Origin of the sequence: Microbacterium sp. SGAir0570, assembly GCF_005491085.2 — a bacterium.
In the GTDB taxonomy this organism is placed as follows: Bacteria; Actinomycetota; Actinomycetes; order Actinomycetales; family Microbacteriaceae; genus Microbacterium; species Microbacterium arborescens.
Map to the genome: position 1 here is coordinate 751,870 of NZ_CP027929.1, position 18,638 is coordinate 770,507.

The window sequence follows — 18,638 nt, forward strand, 5'->3', positions numbered from 1 at the left end:
GGTCATCGCGTAGCGTGGGGGCGTGACCGAACGGAACTGGGCCGGAACACACACCTTCACCGCCGAAGCTGTACTCGCACCGACGACGATCGACGAGGCTCGACGCATGGTCGCCGCGCACGACCGCATCCGGTCGCTGGGCACACGGCATTCGTTCAACGACCTCGCCGACACGGCCGGCGTCCTGCTCGATCTCACCGGGCTCGACGCCGACATCATCGTCGATGAGGATGCGCGGACCGTGACGGTGGGAGCCGGAACGCGCTATGCCGTCGTCGCTCGGCACCTCGCCGATCACGGCTGGGCGCTGCACAACATGGGTTCACTGCCGCACATCTCCGTCGGTGGTGCGACGGCGACGTCGACGCACGGGTCGGGCGACGGCAACGGGTCGCTCGCGACGGCGGTGCGGGCGCTGGAGTTCATCACTCCGGACGGCGAGCTGCGCACGGTCTCGGCCGGTGACGCCGACTTCGCCGGCAGCGTCGTCCACCTCGGCGCACTCGGGCCGGTCGTCCGGCTGACGCTCGCGATCGAGCCGACCTACCAGGTGCGCCAGGACACCTATGCCGGGCTCACCTGGGACGATCTCTTCGAGCGCTTCGACGAGGTGACGGCGTCGGGCTACAGCGTCAGCGTCTTCACCCGCTGGAAGACGCCGGATGTCGGCGAAGTGTGGATCAAGGAGCGCCTCGACGCCGCGTCGGCCGCCGACATGCCGGAACGCGTGCTGAGCGCTCGGCGCGTCAGGGTCAAGGCGGACTCGCCCGCGGCCGACGGAGTCGACAACACGACCGAGCAGGGCGGCATCCCCGGGGATTGGTGCGAGCGCCTGCCGCACTTCCGCATCGACGCGACCCCGTCCAACGGCGACGAGATCCAGACCGAGTACTGGGTCGACCGTGCGGTGGCCGTCGAGGCGATCGCGGCCGTGCGCTCGATCGCCGACCGGGTCGAGCCCGCCCTTCTCGTGACCGAGCTGCGCACCGTCGCCGCCGATGACCTCTGGCTCTCTCCCGGGTTCGGGCGCGACAGTGTGTGCATCCACTTCACGTGGAAGAACGAACCGGATGCGGTCCGCGAGGCGATCGCGAATGTGGAGCGCGTGCTCGCTCCGTTCGACCCCCGGCCGCACTGGGGCAAGGTCTTCTCGATGCCCATCGGCGATTCGCTCCCGCGTCTCGCTGATTTCCGCGAGCTCGTGGCGCGTGTCGACCCGACCGGTAAGTTCTCGGGTCCGTACCTCGAGCGGGTGCTGGGCATCGCCGCTCGCTGATTCACCGGTTCACGAGAACGGGCGGGATGCCTCGATGATCCGGCTGAGATCGACGGCGGTGCGCGTCCACGGCGAGATGCGACCATCGCCGTCCGCGGGCACCGTTGCGACGACGCGGGCGAGCGCCTTCTCGGCATCCTCGACCGTGGCTGCCGTCGCCGGGTCGCCCAGAGGTCGTGCGACGGCTTGCGCTGTGGCCCGTACGGCCTCGGCGAGCTCGGCGCGCAGCGGCGCGGCGTCGGGGGTGAGGGGGAGGCCGTCGATGCCGTCGCCGAGCTCGATCGTCTGGCGCACAGTGTTCTCGAGCGCTCTCAAGCGACGGTCGTTCTCGGCCTCGATGCCGCGGCGGCGCCGAGCGAGCGGATGGGCTTTGCGGCTGCGGGCGGCCTCGCGCACGTCGGCCGAGACGGCGTCGAGGATCTCTCCGAGGTAGCGCTGGCCCGCCGAATCGGCGGGTTCGCCGGCGGCGACCGAGGTCGCCAGCATCTCGAGCCGGTCCGAGACCGCGTCGCGCAGCTGCGACAGGCGGGTGGAGGCCCGCCGGAGGTACAGGGGTGGGACGAGCGCGAGGTTGACGGCCACCCCGATGAGCACGCCGAACGCCATCGTCACGAGGTACGACACCGAGAAGCCGCCGGCGTCGTTCGCGCCCAGCAGCAGAACGAACAGCGCCGCGATGGCGATCCAGTCTCGGCCGGTGCCGAGAGCTCGGATGCCGCCGACGGCGACGCCCGCGGCGACGACGATCGCCACGCCGACGATCCGCGGGCTGGGTCCGGAGACGATCCACAGTCCCGCGAGGCCGATCACGATGCCGATGGCCAGGCCTCCCAGCGCTTGCAGGCCCGCCTTGGCGGAGTCGGCGATCGTCGGGTACATGCTCACGAGCACGCCGAGCGGCGCGTAGTAGGAGTACTCGTCGTGCGCGAACGGCACATACGGCGCGAGGTACCAGGCGATCGCGGCGGCGAGGGCCGCCTTGCCGGCGAGCAGAAGGCGCGAGACCGCGAAGGCCTCGCCACCCGCGGTGCGCGCGGCTGCCTTGAGCGATGCCAGACGGGGGTGGGATGGGGTGGTCATCGGTCGCGACGATAGGCGCGTGGCGTATCCGTCGGCAGGCCCTTGACGTCGCCCGGTGCGTACGGCAGATGCTGGCGTAGCCTGGAGGTGTGAGCGCTTACGTCTCGGCGTTCGAGCTGTTCTCCATCGGTGTAGGACCCTCGAGCTCCCACACGGTCGGCCCGTTGCGCGCCGCCCGAGCTTTCGCCGTCGGGCTCGAGGCCGCCGGCAGGCTGCCCGAGGTCGTGCGCGTCGGCTGCGTGCTGTACGGGTCGCTCGGAGCGACCGGCATCGGGCACGGCACTCCCGACGCGGTGGTCGCGGGGTTGCAGGGCCACGCGCCCGAGACGGTCGATCCCGATGCGGTCCGCGCGGCGTGGACGAGCTGGACGGACGGCTCACCTCTGCTGCTCGCGGGCCGGCATCCGGTGCCGTTCTCGCGAGGCGATGTGACCTTCGAGCCGCGGACGCGACTGCCGGAGCATCCGAACGCGATGACGCTGAGCGCGTGGGATGCCGCCGGGCATCTCGTCGCGTCGGACACGTATCTCTCGGTCGGGGGTGGCTTCATCCGCCGGGCGGGGGCAGACGCCGCTCCGCGGGGAGCGGGAGGCGGACCGAGCAGCGATGTCGCGTGGCCGTACCGGTTCAGCACGGCGGCCGAGCTGCTCGAGCTGTGCGAGCGCGACGGGGTGAGCATCGCCGGGCTCGCGCGCCGCAACGAGGAGGCGCTTCGGCCCGAGGCTGAGGTCGCCGCGGGGCTCGACGCGATCTGGGATGCGATGTCGGGGTGCGTCGATGCGGGCTTGCGTGCCGAGGGCACGTTGCCCGGGATGCTGCGCGTGCGGCGGCGCGCGGGTGCGATGCGCGCGCAGCTCGAGGCGGCCGAAGCCGCGGGTGGACGGGAGCTCCCGGGGGAGTGGCTGGGTGCGTTCGCGCTCGCCGTCAACGAGGAGAACGCGTCGGGCGGACGCGTCGTCACCGCGCCCACCAACGGGGCCGCGGGGATTGTTCCTGCGGTGGCGATGTACTGGTGGCGGTTCGCGGCGGAGTCGCGCCTGGCCTCGGAGGATCTCGACCGTCGGCGCGGGATTCGGCGGTTCCTGTTGACCGCGACGGCGCTCGGCTCGCTTTTCAAGGCGAACGCCTCGATCTCGGGTGCGGAGGGCGGGTGTCAGGCCGAGGTCGGGTCCGCGTGCGCGATGGCGGCCGGGGGCCTGACGGCGGTCATGGGTGGCAGCAACGCGCAGATCGAGAACGCGGCGGAGATCGCGATGGAGCACCACCTCGGGCTCACGTGCGACCCGGTCGGCGGTCTCGTGCAGATCCCGTGCATCGAACGCAACGCGATCGCCGCGTCGACGGCGGTCACTGCTGCGCGCCTCGCGCTGCGGGGCGACGGGCAGCACTACGTCTCGCTGGATGCCGTCGTCGAGACGATGCGGCAGACGGGGATCGACATGTCGCACAAGTACAAGGAGACGAGCGAGGGCGGGCTCGCCGTCAACGTCGTCGAGTGCTGAGAGGCCCTTGCGCGCCCCGTCTCCGGGGCGCTGTTCGCCGTGCGAGAACCCTTGGCACTCGATGGGGGAGAGTGCTAATCTGAATGCAGTTGAGTCGACAGGGCTCAACTTCCAGATCTCAACATGAAGCATCAGAGAAGGGAAAGATCGATGGCTACTTACGACCCGTTCCGCGACCTCGACCGCATCGCCTCGAGCCTCTTCGACACGCGCCGCGGCCCCCGTCGCATGCCGATGGACCTCTACCGTGACGGCGACCACTACGTGATGACCGCCGACCTGCCGGGCATCGACCCGGGCTCGGTCGACATCGACGTGGACGGCCAGCTGCTGACGATCCGCGCCGAGCGCACGCTCACCAGCGGCGACGGAGTGAAGTGGATCACGCGCGAGCGTGAAGCCGCGAGCTTCCTTCGTCAGCTGAACCTCGGTCAGGGCGTCGACACGGAGGGCATCGCCGCGACGTACAACAACGGCGTCCTCACCGTCACCATCCCGGTCAGCGAGAAGGCCAAGCCGCGCAAGGTCGAGGTCACGACCGACGCAGCCGCGCCGGTGGTGCCGATCGAGAACTGATCGCGCAGATCCGCGTTCGCACGACGGGCGGCCGCAGCTCCCTCGGGGGCGGCGGCCGCCCTTCGCGTGCGGGTCGGTGCCGAATGCGTCGCGGATGCGCGGATGCGCGGATGCGCCGATGCGTCGCGGCTGAGCCGATGCGTCACCGCTGACCAACGGCGCGCGAGTCCGTCGTGCCCGGCCTCGGAACGTGCGCGGGCACACGCCCCGAACTCAGAACGGTGGAGGTTCGTCCGTCGGTGGCCCGCCGCTTCCGGCATCCCGTGGCGGGCTCGCGGTGTCGATGGTGAAGCAGACGGCCGGCATGGGAACGTCTTCGCGGTAGGTCCTGCCGAGGGGCGAGGTCCATTCGAGAACCCCGCCTCCGATCTGTCTGACCTCCCACTTGGTGAACTGCTTCATCGAGTGGTGTCTTTGGCAGAGGTGGGCGAGGTTGAAGATGTGGGTGTGGCCGCCAAGGGCGTAATCGATCGTGTGGTCGATCTCGCACCGGATCGCGGCGCGCCGGCATCCGGGGAACCGGCAGTGCTGGTCCCGCACCATCAGGAGTTTCTTCATCGATGCGGTGGGCCGATAGGTGTCGATCTCGACCGGTGTGCGGATGACCGGGTCGATGAAGAGCCGGTCCCATTCGCTGACCTGCCCGGCGAGTCGTCGGACGGTGTCGGCATCGACGAGCCCGGCCCCGACGGCTTCGGCGGGGTTCTCGTCCTTGCCCATCAGTGTCTCCGCGGCGACGGCGACTTGCACGCGTGCCCGGATCGCCCCCAGCCCACCGGCCCGGTCGGTCCCGTAGGTCGGGTCGACCACGGGCGCGCCGCCGAGAACGAGGTCGCCCAGGATGTCCGCGCGCAGCTGGTCCATCGTCCGGGTATCGGCGGGCTCGCCCGCTTCTGCGGCATCCGCCGCCGAACTCTCCCCGGCATCCGCGCCGGCGCCCCGGCCAGCGGCATCCGCCCCGCCCGCCCCGGCACCGCCAGTGCCCGCGACCCGGGCGTCCTTCACCGACTGTCCCATCTGCGTGAGCCGGTCGAGTATCCCGGCGGCGATGACGGTCGGAAGGGTGGCGACGAGGTTCGACATTCCGTCGGTTCCGTGGAACACGCGCACGCACCGTTCCGCGACCGCGGTCTTGTGCCGCTCTGTGAACGTCTGCGTATGCAACCGGGCCGCCAGGGTCTCCAGCGCACCCCGCACGCGAGAGGGCACATCCCGCTCACACACCCCGATCGCGGCCTCCGCGAACGAATCCCGCATCGCAGCCGGCACCCCCGCGCCGACGCGCACCACCAGATCCACGTGTCCGCGTTCGATCCGCCGCTGCACCCACGCGTCGAACACAGTGGGGTAGTCGTCGATGACCGTCATCGCGTGGTCGATCTCACCCTGCAGTCGGCGGTCGGTCAGCCGGGCCATCCCGGCCGCTTCGGCTGCCACCGACCGCAGCTCCATATCCGACGCCATGCCGCGCACGCCGTCGCGGCGCGCGTTGTGCAGGGCGGCGTGGCCCAGATCGGCCAGCGCCCGAGTGCGGGCGATGTCAGCGGCGTGAGAGAGGTCGAGCGCCTCCGCGTACCGCGAGAGAGCGAGCGCCTGCGACGGTGTGGGGGTCTCGCGTCCCACTTCGCCACCCACGCCATTCGCTGTCACGTTCCCATGATGCCAGCAAGGTGCGACATGTGAGTCGGACCTATGTTCGATTAAGGAACATCGGGTCACCGTCCCGCCTGGGGAGGAATCGACACCGCACGACGCCCCACGACACCGCGCGACGCCCCACGACACCGCGGGACGCCGCCCGACCGCTCCGCCGGGCGTCAGGGCAGGCGGCGCAGCTTCGTCGTCAGCTGCTCGAGCTGCTGCAGCTCCTCGGTCGACAGCACCGACATCCGCTCGGCGATGGAGCGACCGTGGGCCGCAGCGAGCCGGCGGAAGGCTGAGACGCCCTCCGGGGTCGCCGTGAGCATTGCGCCGCGCCCATCCGTGGGGTCACCGCACTTGGTGATGAGGCCGCGCGAGACCATCCGGTCGACCAGGCGCGACACGCTCGGCTGGCTGATGAGCATGTTGGCCGTGACATCGCGCAGCCGCGCCCGATGACCGGTGCCGCGCACGACCGTGAGAAGGACGTCGTACTCGGCTTGCGTGAGCTCATCGCCGGCGAAGTCGTTGCTGATGTCGTCGAAGATCTCGTGCTGCGCGCGGAACAGGCTCTCCCACGCTGCCACGGCACGACGACGATCGCTCATGGCGACAACTTTACTGCCCGCCTAAGCTGGTCGGCATGATGCGTCGCACCCGGGCGGCACTCGCGGTCGTGGTCCTCATGCTGATCACAGGCCTTTTCGGACTGACGGCCCCCGCCGCGGCATCCGAAGACGAATCCGCCGATGTCGACGCGTTCGTCTTCGATTCGCTTTCCGTCGATTACACCCTCACCCGCGACGAGGACGGCACGGCGCGGATGCGGGTCGTCGAGACCTTCGTCGCCGAGTTCCCCGAGTCGGATCAGAACCGCGGCATGCGCCGTCTTCTGCCCGAGACCTACAACGGGCAGCCGCTGCATCCGCAGCTCATCTCCGTCACCGACGAGAACGGGCAGGCCCGTCCCGTCGACACCGACAGCGAGGACGGCACGCTCGGCATCCTGACGCGCGAGCCCGGGTACCTGCACGGGCGGAACACCTTCGTCTTCACCTACGACCTCGAAAACGTCGTGTGGGACTTCGCCGACACCGGGCTGGAGTTCTACTGGGACGTCAACGGCACCGACTGGAAGCAGCCGTTCCGTGAGGTGACCGCGACGCTGCACATCGATCCCGTCCTCGCGGCCTCGCTCGCGGGGCGTCAGGCCTGCTACATCGGCGAGCAGGACAGCACGACTCCGTGTCCCGAGATCATCGCCTCACCGGACGGAACCACGATCACCGCCTCGGCGACCGACCTCGCACCGCACGAGACGCTCAGCTTCGCCGTCGGGTTCGACGAGGGCGCGTTCGAGGTATACGACACCGGGTTCCTGGCTTCGCCTCTGGGGTGGCTTCAGTCCGGGGCAGCGGTGCTCCTCGCCGGTGCCACCGGCTGGGCGCTGCGGAACCGCCGCCGGTACCTCCGCGACGATCCGGGGCGTCCGACGGTCATCGCGGAGTATGCACCGCCGCGCCGCATCGACGCACTCGATGCGGCGGTGCTGCTGCAGAAGACCTCGAAGGCGATTCCGGCCGAGATCCTCGAGCTCGCGCTCCTCGGTTCCATCCGCATCGTCGACGACGGCCACCGCCGCTGGGGGCGCGCGAAGCTGCAGGCGGAGCTCGTCGATCCCCGGGCCGCCGACGAGAACGGGCGCAGGCTCCTGCGCGGCATGTTCCCGAATCACCGACGCGGTGAGGTCTACCGTTTCGGGACCTCTGACACGCGGCTGTCGTCCGAGTCCCAGCGGGCGCTGAAGATGGCGAAGGACAGCCTCCGCGGGCGCGACATGTACAAGCCGGTGCCGAGGGGAGTGCGCGGCTGGCCCGTCGCCGCCTGGGCGATCGCGGCGGGACTGGTGATCCTGTTCGGGGCGCTCGCGCTGAGCGCATACGTCCACCCGGCGCTGCCCATCATCGGCATCGTGCTGGCGGGGGCGTCGTTCATCGTGGTCGTGTTCGCGGTCGCCGGCGATCCGTTGTCGGCCGCGGGCGCGGAGGTTCGTGATCACCTGCTCGGGCTCGACCTCTTCATCCGGTGGGCCGAGGCCGACCGCATCCGGATGCTGCAGTCGCCGACGGGCGCCGAGCGCGAACCGGTCGCGACGGACGACCCCCGCGAGGTCCTGCGGATCTACGAGCGTCTGCTGCCGTACGCCGTGCTGTTCGGCCGCGAGAAGGAGTGGGCCGAGCACCTGACGGCGGCCTACGCCGCAGCGGGTGTGAGTGCGCCGATCTGGTACTCCGGCTCGGGTGCCTTCGACGCCTCGTCCTTCTCCGCGGGCATCGGCACGCTCTCGTCGGCCGCGTCCTCGTCGTCGTCGACGTCGGGTGGCTCCAGCGGCGGCGGATCGGCCGGCGGGGGAGGCGGCGGAGGTGGTGGCGGCGGCGCCTGAGCGCTCGTCATCCGCGGCCGGCGCGCGACCCACGGACGCAGTTGAGGGCCCGACCGAAGAGGCATTCGGTCGGGCCCTCGTCCCTTTGCACCAAGAGTTTCCTGCAATCACATGCCGGTGGCTGCCACAGCAAAACAGCTACCGTGCGAGCACTCTATAACGACGAGGTAACGACGAGCAAGGGTTTTCCGTTATCTCTTCGTAATCATCGGAAACGCCGAGGCGCCACCTCGGCGGCATCCGGTTTTCGGCCTTCGCAGTGCCGTGGGTCTGTCAGGATGAGCGCGTGCACGCCCACGGCCGAGACACCGCCAGCGGACCCTTCGTGGTCACGCTCGTCGTCGACCTGCCGATCGCGAAGCCGGACGCTCTCGAGACGATCGCTTTCGTGTCGGATGGCGTCATCGAGAACGCAGGCACCGCGTTCCCGCGCGTGGGACTGGGGCGGGATGTGTGGGCCGAGGTGCAGATCCCCAAGTTCGCCGACCCGCCCCCGCTGGCGGTCGACGTGTGCTCGGACGTGTCATGGGATGTCGCGGCGACCGAGGCCGCACGACTGGCCGATGCCCTGCGGCGGGTCGGATGGTCGGTGCGGTCGCCACGCTCGGACGAGGTCTGACCCGCACACCCTGCGGCTGCGGGCTCACCCTGCGGCCGGATCAGCCCGCGACGGCGAAGAGCCCTGCCACCCCGGCAGCGTAGAGGACGAGCACGACCAGTGAATCGACGCCCATCCCGGCCACGCGCTTCGCGGGCCGGAAGATGAGTCCGACGACGTAGACGAGCGTCAGCAGCGCGGCCAGCGCGGTGAGGTAGATGTCAGCTCCATTCGCCTGCGGCAGTACGGCCTGGCCCGAGATCAGGGTGGCCACGAGGAACAGCACGGGCAGGAACGCATTGCCGCCGAAGATGTCGCTCATCGCGAGATTGTCATCGCCCTGGCGGATGGCCTGCAGCCCCGTGGAGATCTCCGGCAGCGCGGTCGCCAGTGCGAGGACGGTCGCTCCGAACAGGACCCCCGACAGGCCGATCTCGTCGGCGATGGCGTCGCCGACCCGTTCGAGCACGACACCGGCTCCGAGCGTCGCGAGCGCCGAGACGGCGAAGATCGCGACGACCGCGCGGGTGCTCATCGCGTGATGCGGATGCTGCGGCTTCGCGCGCCGGTGCCCCGGCCGGTGCTCGCTCGCACCGGGCGATGTGCCGTTCTCATGCCAGGGAAGGTGCTTCCCGGCGCGCTGCACGAGGAAGAGCCCCGCGAGCCACAGCGCCGCGATGAGCACGACGTCGGGGGTGAGGCGGGCCACGACGAGATCACCGGGTAGCTGGCTCCCCGCCATGACGACGGCGAGCACGGCGACCACGATCACGGCCTCGAGCACGAGGACGAGGGATGCTGCGCGATAGGTCAGCGGTCTGACCCCGTGCCCGCGCTTGCCGAACAGGTCGAGGATCACCAGCACCACGGTCTGCAGGGCGATGCCGCCGAGGATGTTGCCCACGGCGACCTCGAGATTGCCCGAGACGGCGGCGCTGACCGTGATGGCGATCTCGGGGAGGTTGGTCGCCACGGCGAGCACGATCAGTCCGCCGAACGCGCTGCCGATGTGCCAGCGCGCGTCGAGGACGTCGGTCGACTTCGAGAGCTGGATGCCGGCGACCCACACGACGGCGGCGGCAGCGGCGAACACCAGGAGGAGCAGCCAGAGGGGCAGGTTCGACATCCCCTCAGTGCACACCCGATCAGGCGGGTGCGTGTACCGCTTGCGTTCGCCCCCGGAACCGGCTCAGGACCCGGGACCGGTTCCGGATCCGGCTCAGCGGAGCCAGCTCGACCGGCCGAACCGCTCCCACCGCTCGACGATGTGCACGTCGCCGTCGTCGGTCGTCTCGAGCACCGTGGTTCCGCCGATGACCACGTGCTCGACGCGCGACTCCACGGCGAGCGGGTCGCCCGACCACAGGACGAGGTCGCCGTCGCGGCCGGCCTCGAGGGCGCCGACGCGGTCGTCGAGGCGCAGGATGCTGGCGGGGTTGGTGGTCAGCGCCTGCAGCGCGACATCCGCCGGGAGTCCCTCGCGCACCGCGAGGATCGCCTGCAGCCGGATCTGGTCGATCGGCACCACGGGGTGATCGGTCGTGATCGCGACTGTGACGCCCGCCGCGGCGATGAGGGCGAGAGCACCGATCGCCCGGTCGCGCAGCTCGACCTTCGAGCGCGAGGTGAGCATGGGCCCGAAGATGACGGGGATGCCCTTCTCGGCCAGGACGTCGGCGATCTTGTGCCCCTCGGTGCCGTGGTTCACGACGAGCCGGTAACCGAACTCCTCGGCCAGACGGATCGCGGTGACGATGTCGTCGTGCCGGTGGCTGTGCTGGTCCCACAGCAGCGTGCCGTCGAGCACCTCGGCGAGCGTCTCCTTGCCGAGATCGCGCTCGAACGGCTCGCCCTTGGCTGCCGCGGCATCCCGCTTGGCGACGTAGTTCTGCGCGCCGACGAAGGCGTCTCGCAGGACGGAGGCGACACCCAGCCGGGTGGAGGGGGTCTGCTTCTTGTCGCCGTACACGCGCTTGGGGTTCTCGCCGAGGGCCGACTTCACCGACACGTTCTCGGCGATCACCTGCTCGTCGACGGTGCGTCCGCCCCAGGTCTTGATGGCGACGGTGCGCCCGCCGATCGGGTTGCCCGAACCCGGCTTGATGACGACGGAGGTGACACCGCCGCGCAGTGCGTCGCGGAACCCGACCTCGTCGATGTCGATGCCGTCGAGCGCGCGGAAGCGGGCGCCGTTGGGGTCGGTCATCTCGTTGGTGTCGTTGCCCGACCATCCCTCACCGTCCTCGTGGACGCCGAGGTGGCCGTGGGCCTCGACGAACCCGGGCAGGACCCAGCGTCCCGCGGCATCCACGACCTCCGCGCCCTCGGGAACGGGCGTCTCGGCGCCGCCCACGGCGGTGATCACGCCATCGGTGACGATCACCGTCCCGCCCTCGATGGCGGGTGCGGACACGGGGACGATGCGGCCGTTCACGACGGCGAGGATGCGGGGGGCCATGTCTCCGACCCTATGCCGGACGATCACTGGAGGCAGAACTCGTTGCCCTCGGGGTCTCGCATCTGCCAATACCGCTCGGGCCACGCACCCCACTGCTGTTCCACCAGCCGGACGACACTCGCCCCCAGCGCGACCAGGCGATCCTTCTCGGCATCCAGGGCCTCGGCCGTTGCGCGGCGAGCACCGTCGGCCGGTGCGACCGACACGTCGATATGCAGGCGGTTGCGCCCCCGCTTCGCGCCGTCAGCGTGGTGGAAGTACAGGCGAGGCCCGCGGCCCTCGGGATCTTCCGCGAGCCCTCGGTGGTCGAGGTCGTCATCGGTCAGGCCGGCATCGAGCTGTTGTCGGCGCATGTCGTCGGGCCAGTCGAGGCGCGGATAGCCGAAGACATCGGCCCAGAAATGCGAGAGCGCGCGTGGGTTGTCTGCGTAGAAGGTGATGTTGCCGAGCGTGTTCATAGTGACCTCCTCGTCGCGACCGACGGTACCCCCGACCACCGACACGGGGCGAGTACACCCGGCGTCGCGGCGAGGCAACGGGGCTGACGGCGGTGAGGCGTCGCCGTATCTTGAGCGGTTCACGAACTACAGGGAGGAACCACTATGAGCCTCAATGGGAACGTGCCCTTCGTCGCACCGGGTGAGATGCCCATCGACCCGATCGAGGAAGCCCCGACACTCGAGCCCACGGCCGAAGACCCGGTCGACGAGGACTGACCCGGCATCCCGAGCCCGCACACGGCGAAAGCGCACGTCCGCACGGTTTCCGCGTGAGCGGACCGTGCGAACGTGCGCTTTCGTGAACTGGCAGAGATCAGTACCAGCCGGTCGACTGCGAGTGGCCCCATGCGCCGCAGGGCGAGCCGTAGCGGCCGGAGATGTAGCCGAGGCCCCAGCGAACCTGGGTGACGGCGCTGGTCTGCCAGTCGCCACCGGCCGAAGCCATCTTGCTGCCGGGAAGCGCCTGCGGGATGCCGTATGCACCGCTGCCGCTGTTGTAGGCCTGGTAGTTCCAGCCCGACTCCTTGTTCCACAGCGAGACGAGGCACGAGAACTGGTCCTGGCCCCAGCCGAACTCGCCGAGCATGTTGCTCGCGGCCTGCTGCGCGGCGCCGGGGGAGTTGTCTCCGGTCGAGGCGACGGCCGAAGCGGCGGGGGCGGACGACGACGAGGACGACGAGCGCGAGCTGTTCGAACGCTGCGCGGCAGCGGCCGCAGCGGCTTCCTCCTCGGCCTTCGCCTTCGCGGCTGCCTCGGCGGCCGCAGCCTCTTCGGCGGCGATCCGCGCGGCTTCCTCTTCGGCGGCCTTCTGCGCCTGTGCGGCCTCGAGACGTCCGCGGAGGTCGGCCGTCTCGGCCTGCACATCGTCGGTCGCGTCGGTCAGCTTGTCGGTCAGGTCGGGCAGGAGCAGCGTCGGGATGACGTCGGTGTCCTTCAGGCCCTCGATGCGCTCGCGCAGCTGCGACGTGTCGATCGTCGTGTCGCCCTCGATGGGGAGCGCCGCCGCCGACACATCGCCGGTCACCGTGGCGGCGTCCACGACGGATGCCTCGGCCGCGGCGACGGCGTCGCTCGTGGCCTGCTCGATCGCGCTCAGCGGCTTCGAGGTCGAGGTGGCCGCGGCGGTGACGAGCGCGGCGCGCTGCATGACGGGAGCGGGACCCGATGCCGTGGGCAGTGCGGCAGAGGCCGTCGTTCCCACCACCGCGGTCAGGCCCAGGGCCAGCCCGAGAGTGAGGGCAGCGGGGCGGACGAAGCGGCGGGATGCCGAGCTGGAGGCGGAGGTGGTGGAACGCCGCAGGTCGCGGCGGGTGGGCTGGCTTGACGAAGAAGTCATGCGAACAGGGGCGGTCCTTCGATGTTTGCGGGCACCGCGGCAGGCGGCGGGCGTCTCGGGCGGACGCACAAAACTCCCCGAGTCTGCGGGGTGAGTCTGGACGAGTCCCGGACAGCCCCTGGACGTAACCTGAGAGCGGAGGCGGGCCGACCCGGTGGCCCGGCGGGTTAATCTGGCCGGAACGACGGGCCGTTTCGGCCGTCCGATCGTCCGTGCCGAGGGAGGAAATCATGGCCGAGATCGAGAGCTTCACGTTGGACCACACCGCCGTGCTCGCCCCGTACGTGCGGCGGATCGGCGTCGAGCACGGCCCCGGCGGCGGCACCATCACGAACTTCGACGTGCGATTCGTGCAGCCCAACGCGGGCGAGATCCCGACCGCCGGCATCCACACCATCGAGCACATGCTCGCGGGCCTTCTCCGCGACCGCATCGACGGCGTCATCGACATCTCGCCCTTCGGATGCCGCACCGGCTTCCACCTGCTGATGTGGGGCGAGCCCGAGGTCGCCGACGTCGTCGCCGCCCTGACCGGGAGCCTGCGCTTCATCGCCGACGAAGCGGTCGAGGCCGATATCCCGGGCGTCTCCGCCCTCGAGTGCGGCAACTACCGCGACCATTCCCTGCACTCGGCCCGCGAGTGGTCGAAGACCGTGCTCGATCAGGGCATCAGCCTCGACGCCTTCTCCCGCGTCGGGGTCTGACGACCCCGCGACCGACCGGCCGACCGAGCACCGCGACGTGACCTCCCCTCGCCACCAGCGCGCGCTGAGAGCCGGCGCGTCCGCGACGCTGGCCACGTTCGTCGCTCTGCTGTCGCATGTGGCGGCGGGAGGTGAGCCGCCTTCGGCGCTGGGAGCCGCCCTGCCGTGGGCACTGTCGCTGGTGGTGAGCCTCGTCGTCGTCGGGCGTCGGCTCTCCGCGGTGCGGCTCGGAGCGGCGGTCACCGCGGCTCAGGTGCTCTTCCACGTCATGTTCGCGCTCGGCGTCGTGCCACTGGCAGGATCAGCGGGGGTTTCGACGGCCGGAGCGAGCCAGACGACGCCGATGAGCCTGCATGCGGGACATATGTCGCTCCCGGCATCCCTGTCCGCGCCGGGCGCGCTCGCCGCGGTGGCACCGGATGCCGCGATGATCGGCGCCCACGTCCTGGCCGCCGTCGCGACCACACTTCTCCTGCACCGCGGCGAGCGACTGCTCTCCGCGCTCCTCGGGCTCGCCCGGCGCATCGCCGTGCGTCTGCGCTCGGCGGCGCGGGATGCTGTTCCGCCGGCCCCGAACCCGCTGCGGGTGCGCCCGATCGTGTCGAGCGTCCGCATGCCCCGACGGCGCGCCCTCGTCGCGGCGCCCGCGCGGCGCGGTCCTCCCGTTCTCCTCGCTCTCTGACGCCCCGGCGCCCGTCGGGGCGATCCGCCGTGCGCGCTGACGTTGCTTCGCGTGCCGGCACCCCGACGACCGAGGAGTCTCATGTCCATCACCGAGTCGCGCACGCCCACCGGCGGCGCCCCCGACCCCGGCGGCGCGTCCGCCACCCCGTCCCGCGAACACGCCCCGCCGCGGCGACCGCGCGCGTGGGTGATGCCGCTGCTGCTGCGCATCCACTTCTTCGCCGGCATCCTGGTCGGCCCCTTCATCCTGATCGCCGCGGTCAGCGGGGCGATCTACGTCGTGACGCCGCAGCTCGAGCGCGTCGTCTACGCCCACGAGCTCAGCGCGCCGGTCACCGAGGCGACGCTCTCGATCGGCGACCAGGTGCGCATCGCGGAGGGGTACATCGGCGACGCCGCCTCGCTGGCGGCCGTCCGGCCCGCGCCCGCGGCGGGCGACACCACGCGCGTCATGTTCGCCCAGGACGGGCTCGGGCCGAGCGAGACGCGCGCCGTCTTCGTTGACCCGGGCACGGGGGATATCCGTGGCGACCTGACGGTCTACGGCACGAGCGGTGCGCTGCCGCTGCGCGCATGGGTCAGCGACCTGCACCGCAACCTCCACCTCGGCGAGCCGGGCCGCCTCTACAGCGAGTTCGCCGCGTCGTGGCTCGGCATCGTCGTCGTCGCGGGACTCGCGCTCTGGGTCGTGCGGCTGCGCAGGGCGCGCGTGAAGAAGGACCTGCTCCGCCCGAAGCGCGGTGCCACCGGGTATCGGCGCCTCTTCGGATGGCATGCGTCGCTCGGGGTGTGGCTCGTCGTCGGGGCGCTCTTCCTCTCGGCCTCGGGTATCACGTGGTCGACCTACGGCGGCGCGAACGTATCGACACTCCGGGCCGCGCTCTCGTGGCAGAACCCGACGTTGTCGACGGCGCTCGGCGACGACGGCCCCGCCGCCGCGGGCGCGCACGCGGACCACGGCGTCGTCGCGGCGCCGACGGCCGCGGTGTCGCCCGACACGTTCGACGACGTGCTCGCGGTCGCGCGCACCGAGAACGTGAACGTCGGCCTCATCGAGATCCGGCCGCCCTCGGCTGCGGGGCAGGCGTGGGTCGTCCAAGAGATCCAGCGCAGCTTCCCGACGGAGGTCGACGGTGTCGCGATCGACGGCGACACGCTCGCGGTCGTGGACCGGGTCGACTTCGCGGACTACCCGTTCATGGCGAAGCTCGCGCGGTGGGCGGTCGACCTCCATATGGGGTCGATGTTCGGGATCGTGAACCAGCTCATCCTCTTCGTGGTCGCCGCAGGGATCGCGACGATGGTCGTGTTCGGATACCTGATGTGGTGGAAGCGTCGGCCCACCCGCGACCCCGCTCGCCGGATGGGCACGGTCCCCGGCGAGGCCCTTCCGAACGCGCCGGTATGGGGTGTCGCGCTCGTGGCGGCCGTCGCGATCGGCATCGGGTACTTCCTTCCCCTCGTCGGACTGCCGCTCGCGGCCTTCGTGATCGCCGACGCGGTCGTGCAGGGATTCCGCGCCCGTCGCGCGCGGAGATCTTCCTCCGGGGGAGCGGAAACGAGTGTGGTCAGGCCATGACAGGTCAACCCCTCGTTCCCGGCGAATTCTCAGGGTAAAGTTCCGGGCGAAGAACTCCGGCCACCCGTCGGAGAACAGGAGAGAAGCCATGGCGACAAGCCCCGCTGAATCGATCGTCGACGCAGTCGGCGGTCCGGGAAACATCGAGAGTCTGACGCACTGCGCCACGCGCCTGCGTTTCCAACTGCGTGATTCGTCGAACGTCGATCAGTCGACGGTCGAGGCCATCCCCGGCGTCATGGGCGCCGTTCCGCAGGCCGGGAACCGGTACCAGGTCGTCATCGGCGGAGCCGTCCAGAACGTCTACAACGACATCAACGCGCTCCCCTCGATGTCGGGTGCCGGCGGTGGCGCTGTCGACGAGGACGACATCGACTCGGTCAAGGCGCGCGAGCGCGCGAAGGGCCCGCGCGGCAAGGTCGCCTGGCTCGACTCCCTGTTCGAGTTCCTGTCGGACTCGTTCCGCCCGATCCTCGGCGCACTGCTGGGCGCATCGCTGTTCATCACCTTCATGGCGCTGATGGCGACGCTCGGGGTCATCCCGGCCTGGAACGCCCCGGGCGTCGTCCTCGACCCCTCGTGGCAGTTCGTCAACCTGATGTGGCAGTGCGTCTTCATCTTCCTGCCGCTCATGGTCGCCTACAACGCGGCCAAGAAGGTCGGGGCCGACCCGTGGGTCGGCTTCGCGATCATGGCCGTCGTGATGCTGCCGCAGTTCTCGGGCCTCGCGACCCAGGAGGGCGCGCAGCAGATCAACTTCCTCGGTTCGGACATCACGACCGTCTCGGTCTTCGGTCTGCCGCTGACGATCTTCGACTACAGCTCGCAGGTGTTCCCGCCGCTGCTCATGGCGGGTGCGCTCGGGCTGCTCTGGAAGGGGCTGCGCAAGGTCATCCCCGAAAACATCCAGCTGATCTTCGTCCCCTTCCTGGCGATGCTGATCATGATCCCGCTCACGGCGTTCCTCATCGGACCCATCGGTGTGTACGCGGGTGCCGGTCTCGCGAACCTGCTGAGCTCGATCAACGACTTCTCGCCGTTCATCTTCGCGGTCGTCATCCCGCTCGCATACCCCTTCATGGTTCCGCTCGGCCTGCACTGGCCGATCAACGCGATCATGCTGCTGAACATCCAGAACCTCGGCTACGACTTCATCCAGGGCCCCATGGGTGCGTGGAACTTCGCCTGCTTCGGCGCGACCGCCGGCGTGCTGTGGATCTCGTGGCGTGCCCGTGACAAGCAGATGCGGCAGACGGCGACGGGAGCCCTCGCGGCCGGTCTGCTCGGCGGCATCTCGGAACCCTCGCTCTACGGCATCCACCTGCGCTTCAAGCGCATCTACCCCCGGATGCTGGTCGGATGCCTCGTCGGTGGTCTCATCATCGGCATCGGAGGTGGCGTCAAGACGCAGGCGTTCGTGTTCACGTCGCTCCTGACGATCCCCGCCTTCGACTCGGTCGTCCTCTACGGCATCGCCGTGCTCGCGGCGTTCGTCGTCGCGATGGCCCTCGTCATCATCAGCGACTACCGCACGCCCGAGCAGCGCGCCGAGTTCGAGGCGCAGCGCGACAAGGCCGAGGCGAAGGCCGGCGCGACGGCTGCCGGTGCTGCGGCAGCGCCTGCTGCGGCTGCGGCCTCGGGCTCGGCCTCGGGCTCGTCGACGGCGACCCCCGCGCAGACCGCTCCGGGAACCGCCACCGCGACCCTCGACAAGCCCGGCGCCACCGACGAGGTGTCGGCGGCCTTCGAGATCGCGTCGCCTCTCGACGGCACGGTCGTCGCCCTCTCCGAGGTGCCCGACCCGGTCTTCGGCGGCGGCGTCATGGGTCCGGGTGTCGCGATCGAGCCGACGGGGAACACCGTCGTCTCGCCCGGTGCCGGAACCGTCGCGGCGGCTCAGCCGACCGGTCACGCGTTCGGCCTCCAGCTCGACAACGGGGCCGAACTGCTCATCCACGTCGGCATCGACACCGTCAACCTGAAGGGCGAGGGCTTCGAGGTCCACGTCAAGGCCGGCGACCGCGTCGAGCAGGGCACGCCCCTCGTGACGTTCGACCGTGCCGTGATCGAGAAGGCGGGCTACCCGCTGATCACGCCGGTGATCGTCCTCAACGGCGACGCCTTCGCGACGGTCGACCCCGTGGGCCTCGGCTCCACGACCGCCGGCGCCCCTCTCCTGATCCTGGAGAAGTAGCCCCCGCTCCCTCCATCCCTCCCCACACGTCGACTCGCCACGAATCGCGGATGCCGGGCTTCCGGCA

The 18,638-nt window shown here is 70.4% G+C and carries 16 protein-coding genes; 9 read left to right on the plus strand and 7 right to left on the minus strand.

Annotation, left to right across the window (positions count from 1 at the left end; genetic code table 11):
- Nucleotides 1-22 precede the first annotated feature (22 nt).
- Nucleotides 23-1,276, plus strand: coding sequence for an FAD-binding protein (locus C1N74_RS03455; protein WP_137749976.1), 1,254 nt, complete (start codon nucleotides 23-25; stop codon nucleotides 1,274-1,276).
- Between the two features lie 9 nt (nucleotides 1,277-1,285).
- Here the strand turns inward: C1N74_RS03455 and C1N74_RS03460 are convergent, their stop codons facing one another.
- A complete protein-coding gene (locus C1N74_RS03460; protein ID WP_137749977.1) occupies nucleotides 1,286-2,356 on the minus strand; it encodes an FUSC family protein in 1,071 nt (356 codons plus the stop codon).
- A gap of 89 nt (nucleotides 2,357-2,445) precedes the next feature.
- On the opposite strand from C1N74_RS03460, the gene C1N74_RS03465 reads away from it, so the two are divergent.
- A complete protein-coding gene (locus C1N74_RS03465) occupies nucleotides 2,446-3,858 on the plus strand; it encodes an L-serine ammonia-lyase (RefSeq protein WP_023952324.1) in 1,413 nt (470 codons plus the stop codon).
- Between the two features lie 150 nt (nucleotides 3,859-4,008).
- Nucleotides 4,009-4,434 carry an Hsp20/alpha crystallin family protein gene (locus tag C1N74_RS03470; protein ID WP_071918483.1) on the plus strand — a complete coding sequence of 142 codons (426 nt, stop codon included), beginning with the start codon at nucleotides 4,009-4,011 and terminating at the stop codon, nucleotides 4,432-4,434.
- Between the two features lie 213 nt (nucleotides 4,435-4,647).
- Here the strand turns inward: C1N74_RS03470 and C1N74_RS03475 are convergent, their stop codons facing one another.
- Together C1N74_RS03475 and C1N74_RS03480 are read right to left on the minus strand one after the other, a co-directional pair.
- Complete coding sequence (locus tag C1N74_RS03475) at nucleotides 4,648-6,084, minus strand: HNH endonuclease signature motif containing protein (protein WP_237049204.1); 1,437 nt, start codon at nucleotides 6,082-6,084, stop codon at nucleotides 4,648-4,650.
- Nucleotides 6,085-6,251: 167 nt separating this feature from the next.
- Entirely contained in the window at nucleotides 6,252-6,683 is a 432-nt protein-coding gene (locus C1N74_RS03480) for a MarR family winged helix-turn-helix transcriptional regulator (protein WP_064956135.1), read from the minus strand.
- 35 nt (nucleotides 6,684-6,718) lie between these two features.
- Here C1N74_RS03480 and C1N74_RS03485 point away from each other — a divergent pair, with 35 nt between their 5' ends.
- Both C1N74_RS03485 and C1N74_RS03490 read left to right on the plus strand, forming a co-directional pair.
- Complete coding sequence (locus tag C1N74_RS03485; protein ID WP_258317996.1) at nucleotides 6,719-8,518, plus strand: DUF2207 domain-containing protein; 1,800 nt, start codon at nucleotides 6,719-6,721, stop codon at nucleotides 8,516-8,518.
- Between the two features lie 286 nt (nucleotides 8,519-8,804).
- A complete protein-coding gene (locus tag C1N74_RS03490) occupies nucleotides 8,805-9,137 on the plus strand; it encodes a hypothetical protein (RefSeq protein ID WP_088380439.1) in 333 nt (110 codons plus the stop codon).
- 40 nt (nucleotides 9,138-9,177) lie between these two features.
- Here C1N74_RS03490 and C1N74_RS03495 read toward each other — a convergent pair whose 3' ends face one another.
- From C1N74_RS03495 to C1N74_RS03510, 4 genes are all read right to left on the minus strand, one after another.
- Nucleotides 9,178-10,242, minus strand: a complete 1,065-nt coding sequence (locus C1N74_RS03495; protein WP_103841200.1) for a sodium:calcium antiporter — start codon at nucleotides 10,240-10,242, stop codon at nucleotides 9,178-9,180.
- Nucleotides 10,243-10,335: 93 nt separating this feature from the next.
- Entirely contained in the window at nucleotides 10,336-11,574 is a 1,239-nt protein-coding gene (locus C1N74_RS03500; RefSeq protein WP_036304663.1) for an amidohydrolase, read from the minus strand.
- A 23-nt stretch (nucleotides 11,575-11,597) separates the two neighbouring features.
- The gene (locus C1N74_RS03505) at nucleotides 11,598-12,032 is read right to left on the minus strand and encodes a VOC family protein (RefSeq protein WP_137749978.1); all 435 of its coding nucleotides are present in this window, start codon (nucleotides 12,030-12,032) and stop codon (nucleotides 11,598-11,600) included.
- Between the two features lie 355 nt (nucleotides 12,033-12,387).
- A complete protein-coding gene (locus C1N74_RS03510) occupies nucleotides 12,388-13,410 on the minus strand; it encodes a lytic transglycosylase domain-containing protein (RefSeq protein ID WP_258317997.1) in 1,023 nt (340 codons plus the stop codon).
- A gap of 230 nt (nucleotides 13,411-13,640) precedes the next feature.
- On the opposite strand from C1N74_RS03510, the gene C1N74_RS03515 reads away from it, so the two are divergent.
- The 4 genes from C1N74_RS03515 (at nucleotide 13,641) to C1N74_RS03530 (ending at nucleotide 18,571) form a co-directional block, all read left to right on the plus strand.
- Complete coding sequence (locus C1N74_RS03515) at nucleotides 13,641-14,114, plus strand: S-ribosylhomocysteine lyase (RefSeq protein ID WP_023952312.1); 474 nt, start codon at nucleotides 13,641-13,643, stop codon at nucleotides 14,112-14,114.
- A 37-nt stretch (nucleotides 14,115-14,151) separates the two neighbouring features.
- Complete coding sequence (locus C1N74_RS03520; RefSeq protein WP_137749979.1) at nucleotides 14,152-14,796, plus strand: hypothetical protein; 645 nt, start codon at nucleotides 14,152-14,154, stop codon at nucleotides 14,794-14,796.
- A gap of 81 nt (nucleotides 14,797-14,877) precedes the next feature.
- On the plus strand, nucleotides 14,878-16,377 hold the full coding sequence (locus C1N74_RS03525) for a PepSY domain-containing protein (protein WP_137749980.1): 1,500 nt from the start codon (nucleotides 14,878-14,880) through the stop codon (nucleotides 16,375-16,377).
- Nucleotides 16,378-16,465: 88 nt separating this feature from the next.
- Nucleotides 16,466-18,571: a glucose PTS transporter subunit IIA gene (locus C1N74_RS03530; RefSeq protein ID WP_137749981.1), complete on the plus strand. Its 2,106-nt coding sequence runs from the start codon at nucleotides 16,466-16,468 to the stop codon at nucleotides 18,569-18,571.
- Nucleotides 18,572-18,638: the final 67 nt, after the last annotated feature.